The organism is Bacillus cereus group sp. BfR-BA-01356 (assembly GCF_022663635.1).
Lineage (GTDB): Bacteria > Bacillota > Bacilli > Bacillales > Bacillaceae_G > Bacillus_A > Bacillus_A cereus.
In genome coordinates this window covers 91279-111593 of the sequence record NZ_JAKUFX010000005.1, presented here as the reverse complement: position 1 = coordinate 111593, position 20315 = coordinate 91279, and the positions used below count along the sequence as shown (strand labels likewise).

Genomic DNA, 20315 nt, shown 5'->3' with positions numbered 1-20315 from the left:
AGTATTTTACATAAAATACTGGTCTAGTTTCGTGATGTCTTTTTTAAGCAATTTGTCCTTTGATAACTTCAAAAGATATTATTTTTCAGTTGACATACTACCGCAGGTCTTATATAAGACTTCTTATATGTAGCCAGCTAATGAAAGCCTCACTTTATTTTATTATATTTTATCTAGAGTCACAGCATAATATTCAATATGATTACATACAAAAAGAGCTATCCCATAGGAATAGCTCTTTCATCTATTACATAAATCTTTCAAATTGTACTCGCTTATTAATCCAGTACATTACAGGCATACCGATCGCCATTACTACGAATTCACCTGCTGCACATGTTAACCAAGTCCACATAAATGGTAGATCAAATGCAAGATGAAGTTCAATTGCAATCATAAACATTGTAATCGTAAAGATAACTGTATTAAAAATCATACGAGCCCAAACACCTTTAATAAACCGCATAGAAATAATCGTTGCAACTAATGCAAGAATAGATTGACCTACTCCAAATACTAAATCATAAGCGATCATAGGTGAGAAAAAGAGATTCGTTAAAAATACACCTAATACAATTCCGTAAATTGCTTTCTTGTTAAATACAACGAGATGATTAAACATCTCTGAAATACGAAACTGTACATTCGTAAAGCCAAATGGCTGAATAAGCATAGAAACAGCAATATATAATGCCGCTAAAATACCATTACCGACTAATGTTCTAATATTCATGACAAAATCTCCTTAGTTTTTTTACGTGGGATGGTTTCGAACCACGTTATTCGTTTTTTAAGCAACAAGATTATATTTTACGTGGTAGCCCCTCTTTCGTCAATAGATTCCTATCGTGAACTACCTTTTTTCTTTTAGACAACGTATAATAAAACATATGAAAGATTTAGGAGGTTTCACTTCATGACAGCAACAATTCAAAATGAAAAAGTGATCGTTTCCATTTCTGACAAAGGTGCAGAATTACAGAGCGTTCGCTTAAAAGAAGACAACATAGAATATTTATGGCAAGGTGATTCTACTTATTGGGGACGCCGTGCACCAATTTTGTTCCCAATTGTCGGTCGATTAGTAGATAATACATACTACGTAGACGGTAAACCATATTCATTAACACAACACGGTTTCGCCCGTGATCTTACTTTTTCTGTGAAAGAACAAAGCGAAACAAAGATCACTTATACCGTTACTAGTAATGAAGAAACATTAAAAAAATACCCATACGAATTCGAATTACTCGTTTCTTATGAGCTAAATGGACAAAGTGTTCATGTAACATATGAAGTAAACAATCCTACTTCAAAAGAGATGTTCTTCTCAATTGGAGCACACCCTGGATTCAACTTCCCTTTATTGGACGGTGAATCATTTACAGATTATCACTTATCGTTTAATGGTTTGGAACGCTTAGAAACAAGCGTATTAGAAGGACCTTATCTTTCAAACAAAAAGCAATTAATCGCTGAAAATACGACTGAATTGCCACTTACATATGATTTATTCAAAAATGATGCGCTTATTTTTGAACATATGAATACGAATGAAATTTCGATTCGTTCTCATAAACATAATAAATTTGTAAAAGTAGAATTTGATGGATTTCCCTTTGTCGGCGTATGGACACCAGGGAATAACGCACCTTTCTTATGTATTGAACCTTGGTATGGAATCGCTGATGAAGTAAATCCAGCAAAAGATTTCAAGGACAAAAAGGGAATTCAATCTTTACAAGCGAATGAAACATTTACATGTCGTTACAGCATCACAATCGGATAACTACTCTATCCCCTACTTCAAAAAAATATTTAAGTAGGGGATCATCTTATAATTTGGAGGTTTCTCATTTTGATTGAAGTATATATTGATGGTGCATCAAAAGGAAATCCTGGTCCTTCTGGTGCAGGAGTGTTTATTAAAGGCGTTCAGCCACCTGTACAATTATCAGTACCACTTGGAACAATGTCCAATCATGAAGCAGAATACCGCGCTTTACTTCTAGCATTAAAATATTGCATCGAGCATAATTATAGCACTGTCTCTTTTCGTACAGATTCGCAGCTTGTTGAGCGGGCTGTTGAAAAGGAATACGCAAAAAATAAAATATTTGCACCTCTTTTAGATGAAGCACTGCAGTACATAAAAAACTTCGATCTCTTTTTTATTAAGTGGATTCCAAGTAGTCAAAATAAAGTAGCTGATGAATTAGCTAGAAAAGCTATCTTACAAAATTAACGGGGGTATGAGTGTGAAAAAAGAGTGGATTGCTCCTCTTGCTTTATTATTTGTCTCTTTTATTTGGGGAGCTACGTTTGTTGTCGTTCAAAACGCTATGTCTTTCGTTGGTCCATTTACGTTTAATGGTATTCGCTTTTTATTCGCTGGAATTATTTTATTATTCGTTCAAATTATTTTCTCACAGAAAACTTCAAAACAAGAATTAAAACATAGTAGTTTAGCTGGATTAATGGTTGGGTTCTTCTTATTTGTCGGCTATTTATTACAAACATTTGGCTTACTCTATACAACTTCTTCAAAAGCAGGTTTCTTAACTGGGCTAAGCATTGTTATGGTCCCAATCTTATCATTTATCTTTTTAAAACAAAAAGCCACCATTTTCATCATACTTGGTATTGCTGTAGCTACAACAGGTTTGTACTTATTAACAGCTGCTGATTCTTTCCAATTAAATATAGGAGATATACTTGTTCTTGGTTGTGCAGTCGCTTTCGCTGCCCATATTCTTATTAACGGCTTCTTTTCTAAAAAAATATCACCTTTATTATTAAGCACATCTCAAGTATTAGCTGTTGGTATATTTTCTTCTATTTGCGCTTTTTTGTTTGAAGATTGGGAAAAGTTATTTTCAGTATCACTATGGACGAATCAATCCTTTTTATTCGCACTCTTTCTAACTGCCCTGTTTGCAACATCTATTGCTTTTTTCATTCAAACATCGGCACAAAAACACACTTCTCCAACGAGGGTAGCAATTATTTTCGCAATGGAGCCCGTTTTTGCTGCATTAACAGGCGTTCTCGTTGCAAATGAACAACTTTCTATTTCTGCTATTATCGGATGTCTATGTATTTTTCTAGGCATGATTTTTGTTGAATTACCTTCCAAAACAAAAAAAGAAGCGCAGGCTGCGTGAAGTTACGCTTGTAACTTCCGCATAAAAGCCTTAGCGCTTTTTTTATCTGTAATTTCTTCCTCTTTCAATCGTTCTAATAACGCAACGAAATAACTACCATCAAACTGCAATTGATGTTTAATTGTCGCTTCTATTGCTGCGTTCACAATCCCATCAGACGCACCAGTATATCCTTGTCCAAACATAATAAACCCTTGTGCTTCCTCTGATAATTTAAATCCTTTCGTATGTAAGAATGAAAGATAATCTTCTACTGTTTGCATGTTATTCCCACCTACTCAAAAATTCTCCATCTCCTATCATACATGTTTTTACACGCTATGAGAATGAAATTTCTTTGACAACTTTGTAAATCAATCTTCTACTTCGCTTACAATGGAGGATTTTCTAACAATCTGAAGGAATATGTACAGTGGAACTTATTTCATATTAAAGGGGAGACACGATGAAACAAGCACTATTAATTATCGACGCTCAGCAAGAATTAATTGATGGAAATGAGCAAGAAAATGAAGTTTTTCGTAAAACTGAGCTATTATCTACACTAAATATAGCCCTGCAGAAAGCAATAGATTCAAATGCCCTTATTGTTTTCGTAAGAGATATCGATGTTGCTTCTGGTAGTGGCGAAGGATTTGAAGTACATAATCAAATTCAAATACCTCAGTCTGCAATCTTTATTAATAAAGCAGCAACCAATTCATTCTACGGCACTTCTTTACTTGAACTTTTAAAAGAAGAAAACATTAATCATATTGTTATAGGCGGATGTAAAACAGAACATTGCATTGACACTGCAGTTAGAGCAGCAACTGTACAAGGATTTGACGTTACATTAATTAAAAACGGTCATTCAACAACTGATTCTAATGTATTGTCTGCAGAACAAATTATTGGTCATCACAATAAAACTTTACACGGTCATTATAACGTTGATCATTTTTCTATGGTGAGAGATATCGAGGAAGACCTCTTTCAGCCGACTCATGATCAATATCGTGATTAGCGAAAAAGAATCCTTCATTCAGAAGGATTCTTTTTCACCCAAAAATTTGTGCTGCAATGCTATATAACTCATTATTCCTTTTTAATAATTGACCGCTATTTTTCATCATAATTGGTGGTGTATTCACCTTTTTAAAACCAGCAATCTCTAATACTTTCATGAAATCTTTCTTTCCTTCTAGTACATCAATTCTTAATTTACCATTATGCCCTTTTGCTAAATCATGTACAATTCTCATTGCCATCTCATCATTTTTAGCAACAACCGGCCCTATTATCTTATTTTCTGGTGTTTGTATGCTTAAACCGTAACCTAATACATTTTGTTCCTTGTCCTTTACAACGATACACTGTTCACTTTGCATAATTCTTTTCTTTAAAAACTCTTTTCTATTTGTTCCAAACGCATATTCATCTATTTTTATTATTTTTTCTAAATCACCCTCTTCATAATTCATCACATAATCTTCATTTCTTATACAATAATCTTTCGCATTGTATGAGTTACATATGTATTTAGAAACATAACTTACTGCCCTAAATCCTAACTTTTCATATAAAGGTTTCCCTTCATCCGTAGCAATAAGCATAATTGGAGTATGAGCTGATACGCTTTTAACGCACGCTTCCGTTATTATCTTTCCAATCCCTCTCCCCTTATAATCTGGATGTACAATCACCATTCCGATAGACGCTAATTTCTCCCCATATAATATTATTGCCGCGCTAGCAATTAGTTCCTCTCTCTCATTCCAAACACCGTATACAATCCCTGCGTTAAAAATAGTCTCAATTTCTTCTCTGTTATAATCCCACCCAATATAAGAAGATAATGATACAATATTCCCTGTTTTTGCTTCCCTAAGACGCTCCACCCTAATTTCCAATTCACTCATACTCCATCCCCTTATCTAGACATTTAAATCATTATTACGAAATCAACTTGTACATGTTTCCCTTTATTTGTCACACACATATGTTATTTTGACCAAGACTATATTGTAAATGAGGTGACAACATGCCCATTACGAATCGATTTTCTACCACCACTAACGGCGCACTCGCTATTACAGGTAATACTTTAGGCTTAAGTAAAATCAGCAATCAAAACCGTGCTGGTACAATCGGGGCAATTGGTGCATTCGCAACTACGAATACTGCTTTACAAGTAACTACTTTTCCTGCTGGTACAACATTAAACTATACACAAAATAGTTCTACCGCTATTTTAAATATCCCTGCTGGTAGTACTATTCTTTACGCAGAACTCGTTTGGGGTGGAAACTATTTATCTCGTGATCAAAACATTACAAGTGTATTAGGAAACCCAGTTTCTTTTACAACACCTGTTTCAACATACTCGATTACTCCTTCATCTGTTACGGCTTCAAATCAAACTTTCGTTTCAAACTCTATTACATTTGGCTTTTACACTCGTTCAGCAGACGTAACAACTCTTATTCAAGCGGGAGGTGCTGGTTCCTATACTACAGGAGCGGTTCCTGGACTTGTAGATCCTATAGATGCTTCTAATGGAACAATTAATTCGGCTGGATGGACGCTTATCGTCGCTTATCAAAACGGGACATTGCCAGCAAGAAACTTAACCATTTATGTAGCTGGTAACCGTGTTTCTGCAGAAACTGGTAGTGCCGATGTATCTGTTTCTGGATTTTTAACACCTTCAGGAGGACCAGTAAGCGGGAGATTATTTTTAAGTTCTACCGAAGGAGATGCAGATTTAACCGGGGATCAAGCTTTATTTGGACCAAATTTCAGTTCATTAAATGCTTTATCTGGGCCAAATAATGCCATAAATAATTTCTTCGGTTCTCAAGTTAATAATGCTGCAGGAAACTTAGATACAACTGGGACATTTGGAACGCGAAATCAAAGTGCTTCTACAAGTACAAACATCTCCGCAGGAAGACAGGGCTGGGACATTACTTCCATTGATATTTCTCCTTATTTAACAAACTCACAAGTATCCGCCGCAATCCGTTTAACTACTAACGGAGACGCATATATGTTAAATACAGTAGGCTTACAAATTAATATAAACTCACCAAATATACAAGCGACGAAAAGCGTGAATAAAAGTGTTGCTGCAATTGGAGATATTCTCACTTATACAGTTACTATCCCTAACACCGGGCTTCTTCCTGCCAATAACGCTATTTTTATAGATAGTCTCCCTAATGGTACTTCTTTTATACCCGGCACTGTAACAGTAGATAACGTACCACAAACAAATGCAAATCCTGCGGCTGGTATATCTCTTGGAACAATTAATAATGGTGCTTCTCGTATAGTAACTTTCCAAGCTACTGTCGTTTCTCTTCCAAGTCAAAATCCTATCTCTAACACTGCTAATATTACATTTCAATATACACCAATCGCCGGAGGAACAACTTTTAATGGTCTTGCAACAAGTAACTCTGCTGGAACACAAATTAACCTTGCAGATATTAATGGAACAAAATCAGTTAACAAACTTTTTACCGATATTGGTGAAACATTAACTTACAGTATTGCCTTAGCTAATATAGGAAATATCGCTGCAACGAATGTGATATATACGGATCCGATTCCTAGCGGGACTACTTTCATTCCAGGGAGTGTAACTGTGAACGGAGTTACTCAAGCTGGCGCAAATCCCGCTAATGGTATAACAATTGGTTCAATTGCCGCAAATTCCACTACTACTATTTCATTCCAAGTGCTCGTTCCTTCTATCCCTCAAACAAACCCAATATTAAATAGTGGAACAACAACATATCAATACATTCCTGTACCTAATCAACCAGCAGTAAGTGGGACTGATACGACAAATATTGTCTCCACTCAAGTGAATAATGCTACTGTAACAATGACGAAAGCAGTAGATAAAAATTTTGCAGATATTGGTGATACACTAACGTACACCGTTTCCTTTACAGGTACAGGTAATACAAATGCGAACAATGTTATTTTTACAGATATCATCCCTACTGGAACAACTTTCGTTCTAAACAGTTTAACAATAGATGGCACGACACAAGTGGGTGCAAATCCCGCTACCGGCGTGAACATTGGATCCATAACAAGCGGCACAACAAAAAATGTTGCATTTCAAGTAGTAGTAAACACAATACCCACGTCAAATGTCGTATCTAACGGATCAAGCGCTTCTTATCAATATACTGTCAATCCTAGCCAATCACCTGTTACAAAAAATATTTCTTCGAATCTCGTTTCCACTCAAATTAACAATGCGAATGTAACATTAACAAAATCAACAAATAAACAATTTGCTACAATTGGTGAAACAATAAGTTATACAATCCTTATTACAAACAGTGGAAATACGGCCGCTAATAACGTTCAACTAACAGATCCACTTCCAAACGGAACGATATTGACTCCTGGTACTGTAACACTAAACGGAGTTTTACAAAATGTAGATTCTCTCGTTGCTTTACCTATCGGCACAATCCCTGGTGGGGCTACTGTTACCCTTTCTTTCCAAGTAACAGTCATCAATATTACGACCCAAAATCCTATCATTAATAACGCCTTCGCTTCTTATCTATATACTGTAAATCCAAGTTTGCCACCGACTTCAAAAACAGCAAATTCTAATTCTGTTGCATCAACAATTAGACTAGCAAATCTCCATGTTAATAAATCTGTAGATGAAACGTTTGCGGAAGTTGGCGATGTATTAACTTACACCTTTGCTCTTACGAATGATGGAAATGTTGCAGCGAACAATATATTACTATCTGATTCAATTGCGAATGGAACCGCCTTTGTCCCAAACAGCGTTATAGTTAACAGTGTTACTCAGCCAGGCGTTACACCAGCTAGCATCAATATTGGTAGCATCAATGCTAATACTACAATTACAGCTTCATTCCAAGTAGTAATAACTAGCATTCCAAATCCAAACCCTATTTCAAATAGCGCTTCCATCTCCTATAACTTTATCGTTGATCCAAACGCTTCACCTGTAAGTAAGAACACTACTTCAACTACTACATTTACTCAAGTAAACGATGCAAATGTCATTTCAGCCAAAACAGTGGACCGAGCGTTCGCTACCGTAGGGGATATATTAACTTATACTGTTACTTTGACGAATGCAGGAAGTGTTTCTGCTGATAGTCCTACTTTCGTAGATACGAATCCAGACGGTACTACCTTTATTCCAAACACTTTTCTTATTAATGGTGTACTCCAAAATAACGCAGATCCAAATATAGGTGTTCCACTACCTTCCATTGCTGCTAATGGCTCACTTACTGTCTCTTATCAAGTAACCGTCACCTCTTTACCAACACAAAACCCAACATTAAATTCATCTAGTACACAGTATAGCTTTATTCTAAATCCGGGCGATCCACCAACTATAGAAACATCTGTAAGTAACACTGTAAGTACACAAATTAATTTAGCAAATGTAGTGATTGTCAAAGAAGTAGATTTAACTATCGCCGATGTCGGGCAACCAATCACATATACAATTTCTTTAGCTAATCTTGGCAATACTACAGCAAATAATGTTATTGTTACCGATATAATCCCTAACGGCTCCACTATCGTACCAAATAGTATTTTTATAGGTGGTACTTTACAACAAGGTGCAGACCCTAGTACCGGTCTTCAAGTCGGCTCCATTCCTTCAGGTGGTTTTGCAACGATTGTTTTTCAAATAAGTGCAAATGGGCTACCTTCACCAAACCCAATTCAAAACAGCGCTTCACTTCAATATAGCTTTATCGCTGATCCAAATTTACCTGCTCTCGTTAGAAACGCTGCTAGCAATATAGTAACTACACAAATTAATACTGCTAATATCGTTGCTACAAAACTAACGAGTACAAACTTCGCTGATGTCGGTGATGTCATACTATATGCAACTATTTTAACAAATAACGGGAATATCCCTGCTGCTAATGTAACGTTTACAGATATCATTCCAGCGGGTACCCTCTTCATTCCTAATACTGTAACGATTAATAATGTCCCTGTAGCTAACGCAAATCCTGCCACCGGCATTTCAATTGGTACGATAGGAGCGAATTCATCACGCACCGTTGCATTTCAAGTTTTTGTACCAACTATCCCTGCTGTAAACCCAATTACAAATCAATCAGGCACAACATTCCAATATACGTATGATCCATCCAAACCTGCTGTGATGCAGATGGTTGCTTCTAACACTGTACAGACAACTATTAATAACGCCTCAATTGCCGCTACTAAATCTGCAGATAAACAGTTTGCTAACGTAAATGATATTATTACGTACACGACTACTTTAACGAATAACGGGAACACACTTGCATCAAATGTAATATTTACAGATGTAATTCCAAACGGAACATCGTTTATTCCTAATAGTGTTACTGTAAATGGGAATACACTGCCTAATGTCAATCCAGCAAGCGGAATTGCAATCGATCCAATAAATCAGAATGCAAATACGATCATCTCGTTCCAAGTACAAGTAAATTCTATACCGAACCCAAATCCAATCCCGAACCAAAGCAATACAACGTACCAGTACGTCATAGACCCTAACTTACCTCCAGCATCCGCCAATACGTTAAGTAACGTAATAACAACTCAAATTAATAACGCTACGATTATCGCTACAAAATCAGTGAACACACCGAATGCTGCAATTGGAGATATCGTTACTTATACGATTGCAGTAACAAATACAGGTAATACCCCTGCTAGTGCAACTGTTTTAACAGATGGGCTTGGCGCAGGAGCTTCATTTATCCAAAACTCCGTAACGATCAATAATGTTCCACAACCAGGATTAGATCCATCACTTGGTGTTCACTTGGCAGATATTTCGCCAGGAGATACTGTATTCATTACTTTTCAAGCACAAATTTTAGCGATACCACCTAGTGGCACATTAACAAATAATGCTCTTGTAAATTATGAATATACCGTAAATCCAAACCAATCTCCTGCTGTTGGTAGCACTGTAACAAATACAACAGTTACACCAATTATTGACGCTACTTTAGTAATAAATAAAAGCGCTAGTACAACTTTCGCTACAATTGGTGATACAATTACATTCACTTCAGCTGTTACAAACAACGGAAATACTACTGCGAACAACATTATTTTTACTGATACAATTCCAAACGGTACTACCTTTATCCCAAATAGCTTTAAGATAAATGGTGTAACCGTTCCGAATGCAAATCCACAAAACGGTATCAATATTGGTAACTTGAATTCAAATGCATCTGCTACACTCAGTTTTCAAGTAAACATTACAACACTTCCAAACCCTAATCCAATCCCGAATAAATCATCGCTTCAATATAGCTTTATTGTAGATATAAATGAACCGCCAGTTTCACGAACAGTTCAATCTAATAAAACCTTTACACAAGTAAATACTGCTTCTGTTATCGCAACAAAAACTGCAAGCAGTGCTTTTGCTGCTGTTGGAGATACAATTACGTATACAACTACCCTCACCAATAGCGGAAATACTGCCGCAAACACACCTGTTTTTATCGATATATTACCACCTGAACTTTCATTCGTTCCTGATAGCGTACAAATTAATACCATCCCACAACTTGGATTTAGACCAGATAGCGGGATTTCTTTAGACTCAATTCCAGTTGGAGGAACGACAACAATTAGCTTTCAAGCTATCGTTGGCTCAATACCAGTTACAAATCCAACTTTGAACCAGTCTAGCACGACATACTCGATCATTATTGATCCTACCCAGCCGCCGGTGACAGAAACAGCTACAAGTAATCCAACTTTAGTTCAAATTAACGAAGCAATTATTCAAGCAACGAAAAGTGTGGATCGGCTATTTTCTGACATAGCACCTGGAAATTCATTTTTAACGTATACAGTTTTATTAGAAAATATAGGAAACACAACTGCTACGAATATCATTTTTACAGATCCGATTCCAAATGACGCAGTATTTATAGAAGATAGCGTTCGAGTAGGCGGAGTTTTATTACCTGGAGTAAATCCAGCGAACGGGATACCAATTGGAGATATTATTGCCGGAGATTTTATAAATGTTACCTTCCGTGTGCAAGTAGTTAGCATTCCAAATCCAATTTTCACAATTGGACCAGGCGGACCAAACTCACCGGTTGTAAACGGCGCTTCTATTGATTATAAATTTATGACAGGACCTAATTTACCACTTGTTTCACGAAATACGACATCTAATTCTGTTTCGACACAAATAAATTCTGGAGAAATTGTGGCAATCAAATCTGTAGATAAAATTTTCGCAACGATTGGTGATACAATTTCTTATACAATTACATTAAGTAACCCTGGAAATGTCACTTCACAAAATATAATTTTCACGGATACTTTACCTGATGGGACGACATTCATATCTGGCACTCTTACAAACGATTCTGGTACACAGCAAATCGGAAATCCATCTAACGGGATTCAGATTGGAAATATAAACCCAAATGGAACGGCCGTGATTACTCTCAACGTACTTGTTACAAACATTCCAAGTATAAATCCAATTTCTAATTTTAGTTCTGTACAATTTGCACATGTAGTTGATCCTAGCCAACCTGCCGTAACACAAACGAACGTATCTAATGCTGTTTCGACAACAATTAATAGTGCAATATTAACGACCAAAAAAGCGTTGATAAATCTATCATTTCTGTTGGAGATACGATTACGTATAAAACAACTATTACAAATACAGGAAATACGACTGCAACGAATATAACGTTCACGAGCGCAATTCCAGCTAACACTACCTTTATACCAAACTCAGTCAAAATAAATGGGGTTCAGCAATCTGGTGCGCAACCAGCACTTGGAGTAACTATACCAAATATCGCTCCTGGTGAAACAGTAACCGTTACTTTCCAAGCAAATGTTCTTTCTGTTCCCCCTTCAAGTTCAATTATGGGTAATGACACAATTTTATATTCTTATTCTGTCGATCCAAACGGAACTCCTATTACAACTTCTACTTCAACGAATATCGTTACAAATCCGGTACTAGATGCTATGATAACGATGGCAAAATCGGTCGATCAAACAATTGTTACACTAGGTGATACCATTACCTATACAACCATTTTAACGAATAATGGCAATACAAATGCAACGAATATTACTTTCACTGATCTTATTCCAGACGGCACAACGTTCATTCCGAATAGTGTCACAATCAATGGCAGTACACACATCGGACTCGATCCTAATACAGGTATAACAGTCGGATCAATTGCTCCTAACAAATCAATATCTATCGCATTTCAAGTTACTGCTACTTCTACACCAAACCAAAATCCTGTAGCCAATTCCGCTACTGCTTCTTACACATTTATCGCTGATCCAAATGCACCGATTGTTTCAAGAAACGTTACTTCAAACACAGTGTTTACTACGATTAATACAGCTAACATTCTTTCATTAAAACAAGTCGATAAATCCTTTAGTCGTATTGGAGACACACTCACTTATACTGTCATTTTAACAAACAATGGAAACTCATCTGCACAAAATGTTATATTTACAGATACAGTGCCAAGCGTCACTACATTTATTGCAAACACATTTTCTATTAACGGAGTTCCTCAAAGTGGGGCGGATCCATCGAACGGTGTGAATATTGGGACAATAACAGCCGGGACTACAGTAACAGTTTCGTTCCAAGTTACTGTAACATCATTACCAAACCAAAACCCAATTGTAAATTTCTCATCAACATCGTATCAATTAGTCTCACCACCTGATGCAGAAACTTCAATTAGTAATCCTGTTTCAACCCAAATTAACGAAGCAATATTGTCTATGACGAAAAATGAAAGTGTATCCTTTGCAGATATCGGGCAAACTGCTTTTTATACTACTTCTATTACCAATGTAGGCAATACCGATGCAACTAATATTGTATTCACAGATACATTACCAAGTGGACTCACATTTGTTCCTAACACATTAACTGTCGATGGCGTTTTACAACCTAACGCGGATCCAAATACAGGTGTATTACTTGCAACACTTCCACCAAACGAAATATATAGTATCGTCTTTCAAGTTACAGTGAACAGCATTCCCCCTAGTAACCCAGCACCAAATACAGCATCAACGACGTATGAATTTACTGTTGATCCTGTTAATCCTCCCGTTTCAAGTGCAGCTACTTCCAACACTACACTCCTTCAAATAAACAACGCAACTATTATTAGCACCAAAACAGCCAATCTTACTTTTGCGGATGTTGGTAATACAATAACATTTACACTTAACCTTCCTAATACCGGGAATGTGACCGCAACTGATGTAACTATTATCGATATTCTTGATAGCAATTTAAGTTTCGTTCCAAATAGTTTCACAGCTAATGGGCAAACCATTCCAAACGCCGATTTATCAACTGGTGTAAATATTGGTTCCATTAATGGTGGTAATACGGCAATCGTTACATTCCAAGCAACTGTTATTACACTTCCAACACTTAATCCCATTTCTAACTCTGCTTCTACCACATATCATTATGTCGTTGATCCTAGCCAGCCACCTATTACAACTTCTAATCAATCTAATACAACGACAACACAAATTAATAGCGCTATCCTTACTGCACAAAAAAATTCAAATGTATCTACGGTAGATATCGGGCAGGATATTACCTACAACGTTACAATTACAAATAGCGGAAATGTGAGTGCAACAAATGTTATTTTTACCGACCTTATTCCAGACGGAACTTCCTTTGAACCGAATAGCTTTACACTGAACGGAACTAGCATCCCAAATGCAGATATCATTACAGGCGTTCCAATCGGTGATATCGCGCCAAACGAATCTGTCATCGTAGCATTTCACATTATCGCCAATGAAATTCCGCCTATAAATCCAATTACTAATCAAGCTAGCGTTAGCTTTCAACATATCGTTAATCCAGCTAATCCCCCAGTTTCAAAAAATATTATTTCTAACAACGTTACAACAAAAATTGAAAGTGCTATTTTAAATACTATTAAAATAGGAGATAAAACTTTTGCGACGATTGGTGATACGATTACGTATACAACGACTATTACGAACACAGGCAATATTCCTGCTAACAACGCTATATTCTCAGACCCTTTACCATCGTGGACACAATTTGTTGCAGGATCAGTTATTGTTGATGGCACTCCATTACCATCCGCTTCGATTATTAACGGTGTTGGCATAAATATAATCAATCCAAATCAAACTGTTACAATCATATTTCAAGTACAAATCGTAAGTAATCCAACAACGTTCACACCTGAACTCCAAAACTTAGGATTTGTTAACTTCCAATATAACGTAGGCAATGCATTACTGGCTCAGCCTGGCAATGTGGAAACGAATGTCTTCGTTACTTCTATTAATACAGCAATACTTTCAGCTGTAAAAACTGCTAATACAGCCTTTGCAAATATTGGAGATACGATCACTTATACAGTTTTGATTCAAAATAGCGGCAATACAAACGCTACGAATGTAAATTTCTCAGACCCAGTTCCAGCAGGAACAACCTTTGTTGAAAATAGTTTTGCTGTAAATGGAAGTACCATTCCAGGTGCAAATCCAAATAACGGAGTGAATATCGGAACAATTAGCGCAGGTAGTTCCTTAACCGTTACTTTCCAAGTCATAGTTACATCAACTCCACCTTCAAATCCGATTACAAACGTAGCATCTATTCAATACACATTCATCGTTGATCCGGCCTCTCCTCCTGTTACAGGCACGATAAATTCTAATAGCGCTTCAACACAAATTAATAACGCGACTGTTACAACTGTTTTACAAGCAAATCGCTCAATTGTATCTATCGGGGATATAATTACGTATACAGCAACATTAACGAATACTGGAAACTTCCCTGCAAACTCTGTATTACTCATTAACGGAGTTCCTGAAGGAGCATTATTTGTTCCAAATAGTGTTACGCTCAACGGGATTTCACTTCCAGATGCAAGTCCAACTCTCGGTATTCCAGTTGGTATTATCGCACCAGGTGATTCCGCTACTATTACGTTCCAATTTCTTGCAAGTTCTATTCCACCGCAAGGAGCAATTATAAATCAAGCACTTACAAGTTACACGTATATTGTCGATCCAAGTCAACCTCCTGTTACAGCAACATCCTCGTCTAATACGGTTAATACAGCTGTTGTTGATGCATCGTTATCCGTAATTAAAAGTACAGATTCTCTCGTTCAATCTACTGACGGTACAATCACTTACACAGTAGTCGTTCAAAATAACGGAAATACTACTGCAAATACAGTTACTTTAACAGATTTGGTCCCCGAAGGAACTGCCTTTATTCCGAATAGCGTAACTATTAATAGCGTTTCCGTTCCAGATGCTGATCCTAACATAGGAATACCATTAAACTCCATCACACCGTCAGAAATCGTCACTGTAGCATTCCAGGTTATCGTTCAATCTATTCCAAGCGTAAACCCAATTTCTAATACAGCCCGTATTGACTATACTTTTATCGCCGATCCAACTGCTCCTATCATCTCTCGAACAATTACGTCTAATCCTGCTTTCACACAAATTTCGGATGCGACTATTCTTTCTTTAAAAGCAGTCAATGCACAGCAAGCAACAACAGGTGATATTTTGACTTACACAATAACACTAGAAAATACCGGAAATATTCCAGCTACGAATCTCATATTTTCAGATACGATCCCCCAAGATACTACATTCGTAGAAAATAGTTTTACACTTAACGGAACAACTATACTTGGTGCCAATCCAAATGTAGGTGTTACTTTACCTACTTTAGCAGCAAACGCTACTCACCTTATTTCGTTCCAAATTCTTATTAACGATTCATTCTCCCAAGAATCGATTACAAATCAATCCAATACAACATATACAATCCAACCAGACCCAGGGCAACCGCCTATTACTGAAACATCTACTAGTAATATCGTTATTACAAATTTCGTGCAAGCACAATTGACAATTACAAAAACATCCAATCCAACAACTGTAGATATCGGTGGAACTATCCTTTATATTTCTGAAGTGAAAAATATCGGTAATGTTGACGCAATAAATATTAATTTTACAGATTCTATCCCTGCTGGGACTACATTCGTTCCCGATAGTGTCACAATTAATGGTGTCCTTCAGCCAGGTGTAAACCCTGAAAACGGAATACCGATTGGAACAATTCCAGCAAACAGTTCCAAAACGATACTATTTCAAGTGCAAACAAATAATCCACCGAATGAAACTGAAATTGTAAATCAATCTTCAGCAACTTACCAATATGTAAGTATTCCTACAGCCCCACCAGTAAATCGCTCTGCAAATTCTAACATTGTTACAACATCACTTCAAAATGCAAATATTATTTCTGTTAAAAGTGCGGATGTAAATTTCGTATCAATCGGGCAAATGATTACCTACACAAATACACTTCAAAATATAGGAACCGTTCCGGCTAACAATATCGTGTTCATTGATACCATTCCAGAAGGTACTATATTCATTGAAGATAGCTTAGCAATAAATAATGTAATTCAGCCTGGCGTGAATCCTGAAAACGGAGTAACTCTCGGCACGATACAACCAAATGAAACAGTCACTATTTCATTCCAAGTACAACTTACAAATATACCAGAGGGCAATACAGTCATTAATATTTCAGACACTTCGTACGAATACCAAATTGACCCTAGTTCTCCAATTATTCAGCGTAGATCGTTATCAAATGCAGTAAATACTGAAGTGCGAACGGCAAATGTTAGTGCAATTAAATCCGCTAACAGATCCATTACACGTATCGGTCAAATCATCACATATACAGTCGCAGTTACAAACGCCGGTACAATACCTATTACAAATACTCTCCTACTTGACGCAATTGCTTCTGGCACCACATTCGTTCCAAATAGCATTCTTGTAGATGGCGTACCAAGACTTAACGAAAATCCAATTACCGGTATCAATCTTGATATAATTCTTCCAAATAATACGATTATTGTTACGTTCCAAGTAAGCGTAGTTTCTATACCGCCACAAAATAACATTAATAATATCGCCGTCATTCACTATGAGTATCGACCAGACCCAAGCACACCACCAATTTCAGAAACGACCTCTTCCAATGCTACAAACATACAATTTATTGATGCTATTCTTATTGCTACAAAGTCCACTAATACTGTATTAGCTAACATTGATGAAACCATTGAATATACAGTATTCACTCAAAATAATGGATCGACTACAACTAACTCCATCTTTTTTACAGATACTATAGCGAATGGAACAGTATTTATTCCAGGAAGTGTAATAGTTAATAATACTGTGCTTCCTGCAGCAGATCCAAATATCGGCTTTTCCATTCCTAATGTCGCAGCAGGTCAAATGGCTACAATAACATTCCAAGTTTCCGTTACGAATTTACCTGCTGTAAATCCAACACCTAATACTGCAAACATCGTCTACGACTTTATTTTCAATTCTGACTTTGCACCAATTCAAAAATCTACTACTTCCAATACTACTTTTGTTCAAATTAATGATGCTGATATCGTTTCACTTAAAACTGTTGATTTGACCTCTGTAACGATTGGTGACATTTTAACTTATACAACAACTTTAACGAATACGGGGAATACGGATGCAACTGCTGTTGTATTTACAGACAATATACCTGATGGAACAACCTTTATTGACGGTAGCGTTTTAGTAAATAACATTCCTCAGCTTAATGCCAATCCAAGTGCTGGTATACTTGTAGGAACGATTGCTCCTAACACTTCTATCCCAGTCACATTTTCTGTTACCGTCGTAGCTCTTCCAGCCAGCGGTCGTGTTCAAAATCAATCAACTTCTCGTTATACAATAAACGTGGAAGAACAAATATCGACTAGCAATATTACCTTCACTGAAGTTATTTCTGCTAATGTAATTGCGACAAAAACAACACCTATCCAATATGCTGACCTACAAACTATTATCCCTTACACTATTTCCATTACAAACAATGGGAATATACAAGTAGAAAACATTATTGTTACAGATATCATCCCAGCAAATACGAGCTTTATAGAGAATAGTGTTATCGTGAATGGCAACGCTCGGCCAAATGACAATCCACTTAACGGTATACAAATTGATAACATTCCGCCTAATACGACAGCAACCATTCTATTCCAAGTACGGGTTACTTCGATTCCACAAACAAATCCAATCTCTAACACGAGTACAATTGAATATGAATACACGGTACCAAATCGACCACCTATTACCGAAACTATTATTTCATCAGCTGCTTTAACAGAAATTAATCATGCGAATTTGAATAGTAATAAAGCTGTTGACCTTGCATTTGCAACGGTTGGTGATACGTTAACGTATACGATTACACTAAATCAAACCGGTAATGTTGCAGTAAATGATGTAATCATTCAAGATATTATTCCTCAAGGTACTACGTTTATAGAAAATAGCGTCATTGTAAACGGAGAAACTCTTCCAGGAGTGAATCCAGTAAGCGGCATACCAATTGGTACTATAACTATTGGTGGAGATGCTATCGTTTCATTCCAAGTAACTGTGACTTCTATTCCAACACCAAATGAACTAAACAACAACGCAATTACTACTTTTAACTATATAGTCAACCCAAATAACGTACCTGTTACAAATACGACTACAACAAATACTGTCAAAACTACTGTCCAAAATGATAATGTCATTGCTTTTAAGTCTGCTGATGTAACAAACGCCTTACCTGGTCAAACTTTAACGTATACAATTACGATTACGAATAGCGGTAATGTAACGATTGAAGACCTTCTTGCCATAGACGCCGTACCAATAGATACGACTTTTGTTGCTGGTAGTGTTACGATTAACGGAATCAATCAGCCTAATGAGAATCCTGAAAATGGTATTACGTTAGGAAATCTTGCTCCTAATGAATTTGTTATTATTACGTTCCAAGTGACAATATCTTCTTCTACTCTTCAATCTACAATTAATAATGATGCTTCTGTTTCCTATACCGTTATCATTGATCCAACAAAACCACCTATTACAATTACAAAACAAACAAATACCGTTACAACGACAGTTATTGATCCGATGGTTCGCATTGAAAAAACAGCTGACAAATCTATTGTCGTTATAGGAGATATCATTACATTCACATTAGCGGTATTCAATCATTCCCCAATTCCTACAATCAGTACTTCTGTTATAGACACAATTCCAGCTGGTACAACATTTATAGAAAACAGCGTAACCATTAACGGCACTCCCGTTCCAAATGTTCGTCCAGACACTGGTATTAATATTGGTTCTTTATCTGCAGGTACAGTAGCAACTATAACATTTCAAGTTCTCGCAACTTCTATTCCTTCAAACAGTACAATTATAAATTCTGCAACAGTTACCGCTGCTTTTCAGTTGACACCACAGGATCCAATTATTACTTTCATTGTTAATTCAAATATCGTTCGTATACCAGTTCAATTTATAACTGCAACAGTCACGAAAAATGCTTCCGTCAGCTCAGCTTATTTAAATCAATATTTTGATTACACGGTACGCATTACAAATACTTCCAAAATTTCACTCTCAAATATTTCGTTACAAGATACTATTCCAGCAGGTTTACAATTTATAAATGGCACTGTCTTTATTAACGGTGAACGCTCTCCACTAGCGAATCCGAATATCGGTTTCCTAGTTGCTACTAATTTGGAACCAAACGAAACAATTATCGTGTTATTCACAGTACAAGTAATAAGTCCACCTGTTAATAATGAGTTTAAAAATACGGCCAATATTTCGTTACAACTTCAAGTCTCGCCTACCGACCCACCAATTACAGTAACCGTTACAAGTAACGAAAACATCGTCACCTTTGTTCCAGAAAATCCAGATGAAACACTTCCAAATTTAAATTGCTTCTTTGACGGTGAACGCTTCATTCGCATTACTCCTCGAAATGTACGAAACTACCTTTGGACTTGGATTTGGTGGAAGTAATTGAAACAAAAAAGAGATTGTAGTTTGGTTGAAACCAAATTACAATCTCTTTTTCATTACCTATATTCCACTACGTTGTAACTCGTCCAAGGATAT

General features: G+C 36.5%; 7 protein-coding genes, 1 pseudogene and 1 riboswitch. Of the genes and pseudogenes, 5 read left to right on the top strand and 3 right to left on the bottom strand.

Annotated features, from left to right (window positions below; genetic code table 11):
- Window positions 1-247 precede the first annotated feature (247 nt).
- Window positions 248-733 (bottom strand): QueT transporter family protein, encoded by a 486-nt coding sequence (locus MR168_RS03725; protein ID WP_001026471.1) that lies wholly within the window; start codon window positions 731-733, stop codon window positions 248-250.
- A gap of 6 nt (window positions 734-739) precedes the next feature.
- A riboswitch (PreQ1 riboswitch) is annotated at window positions 740-784 on the bottom strand.
- A 132-nt stretch (window positions 785-916) separates the two neighbouring features.
- On the opposite strand from MR168_RS03725, the gene MR168_RS03720 reads away from it, so the two are divergent.
- From MR168_RS03720 to MR168_RS03710, 3 genes are all read left to right on the top strand, one after another.
- Window positions 917-1789: an aldose 1-epimerase family protein gene (locus MR168_RS03720; protein WP_000127399.1), complete on the top strand. Its 873-nt coding sequence runs from the start codon at window positions 917-919 to the stop codon at window positions 1787-1789.
- Between the two features lie 69 nt (window positions 1790-1858).
- Window positions 1859-2245: a reverse transcriptase-like protein gene (locus MR168_RS03715; RefSeq protein ID WP_000573880.1), complete on the top strand. Its 387-nt coding sequence runs from the start codon at window positions 1859-1861 to the stop codon at window positions 2243-2245.
- A 13-nt stretch (window positions 2246-2258) separates the two neighbouring features.
- Window positions 2259-3164 (top strand): DMT family transporter, encoded by a 906-nt coding sequence (locus MR168_RS03710; RefSeq protein WP_000712605.1) that lies wholly within the window; start codon window positions 2259-2261, stop codon window positions 3162-3164.
- 2 nt (window positions 3165-3166) lie between these two features.
- Here MR168_RS03710 and MR168_RS03705 read toward each other — a convergent pair whose 3' ends face one another.
- A complete protein-coding gene (locus tag MR168_RS03705; protein ID WP_001195212.1) occupies window positions 3167-3427 on the bottom strand; it encodes a DUF6123 family protein in 261 nt (86 codons plus the stop codon).
- 182 nt (window positions 3428-3609) lie between these two features.
- Here MR168_RS03705 and MR168_RS03700 point away from each other — a divergent pair, with 182 nt between their 5' ends.
- Window positions 3610-4170, top strand: a complete 561-nt coding sequence (locus MR168_RS03700) for a cysteine hydrolase family protein (RefSeq protein ID WP_016122201.1) — start codon at window positions 3610-3612, stop codon at window positions 4168-4170.
- Between the two features lie 34 nt (window positions 4171-4204).
- On the opposite strand, the gene MR168_RS03695 is transcribed toward MR168_RS03700, so the two are convergent.
- Window positions 4205-5065 (bottom strand): GNAT family N-acetyltransferase, encoded by an 861-nt coding sequence (locus MR168_RS03695; protein ID WP_025709234.1) that lies wholly within the window; start codon window positions 5063-5065, stop codon window positions 4205-4207.
- Between the two features lie 122 nt (window positions 5066-5187).
- Here MR168_RS03695 and MR168_RS03690 point away from each other — a divergent pair.
- Window positions 5188-20219 (top strand): annotated as a pseudogene (locus MR168_RS03690) (DUF7507 domain-containing protein).
- Window positions 20220-20315 lie beyond the last annotated feature (96 nt).

Excerpts from the sequence above, each read along its gene's own strand:
- MR168_RS03695 (WP_025709234.1), bottom strand. The coding sequence starts at position 5,065 with ATGAGTGAATTGGAAATTAGGGTGGAGCGTCTTAGGGAAGCAAAAACA.
- MR168_RS03720 (WP_000127399.1), top strand. The coding sequence starts at position 917 with ATGACAGCAACAATTCAAAATGAAAAAGTGATCGTTTCCATTTCTGAC.
- MR168_RS03705 (WP_001195212.1), bottom strand. The coding sequence starts at position 3,427 with ATGCAAACAGTAGAAGATTATCTTTCATTCTTACATACGAAAGGATTT.
- MR168_RS03700 (WP_016122201.1), top strand. The coding sequence starts at position 3,610 with ATGAAACAAGCACTATTAATTATCGACGCTCAGCAAGAATTAATTGAT.
- MR168_RS03725 (WP_001026471.1), bottom strand. The coding sequence starts at position 733 with ATGAATATTAGAACATTAGTCGGTAATGGTATTTTAGCGGCATTATAT.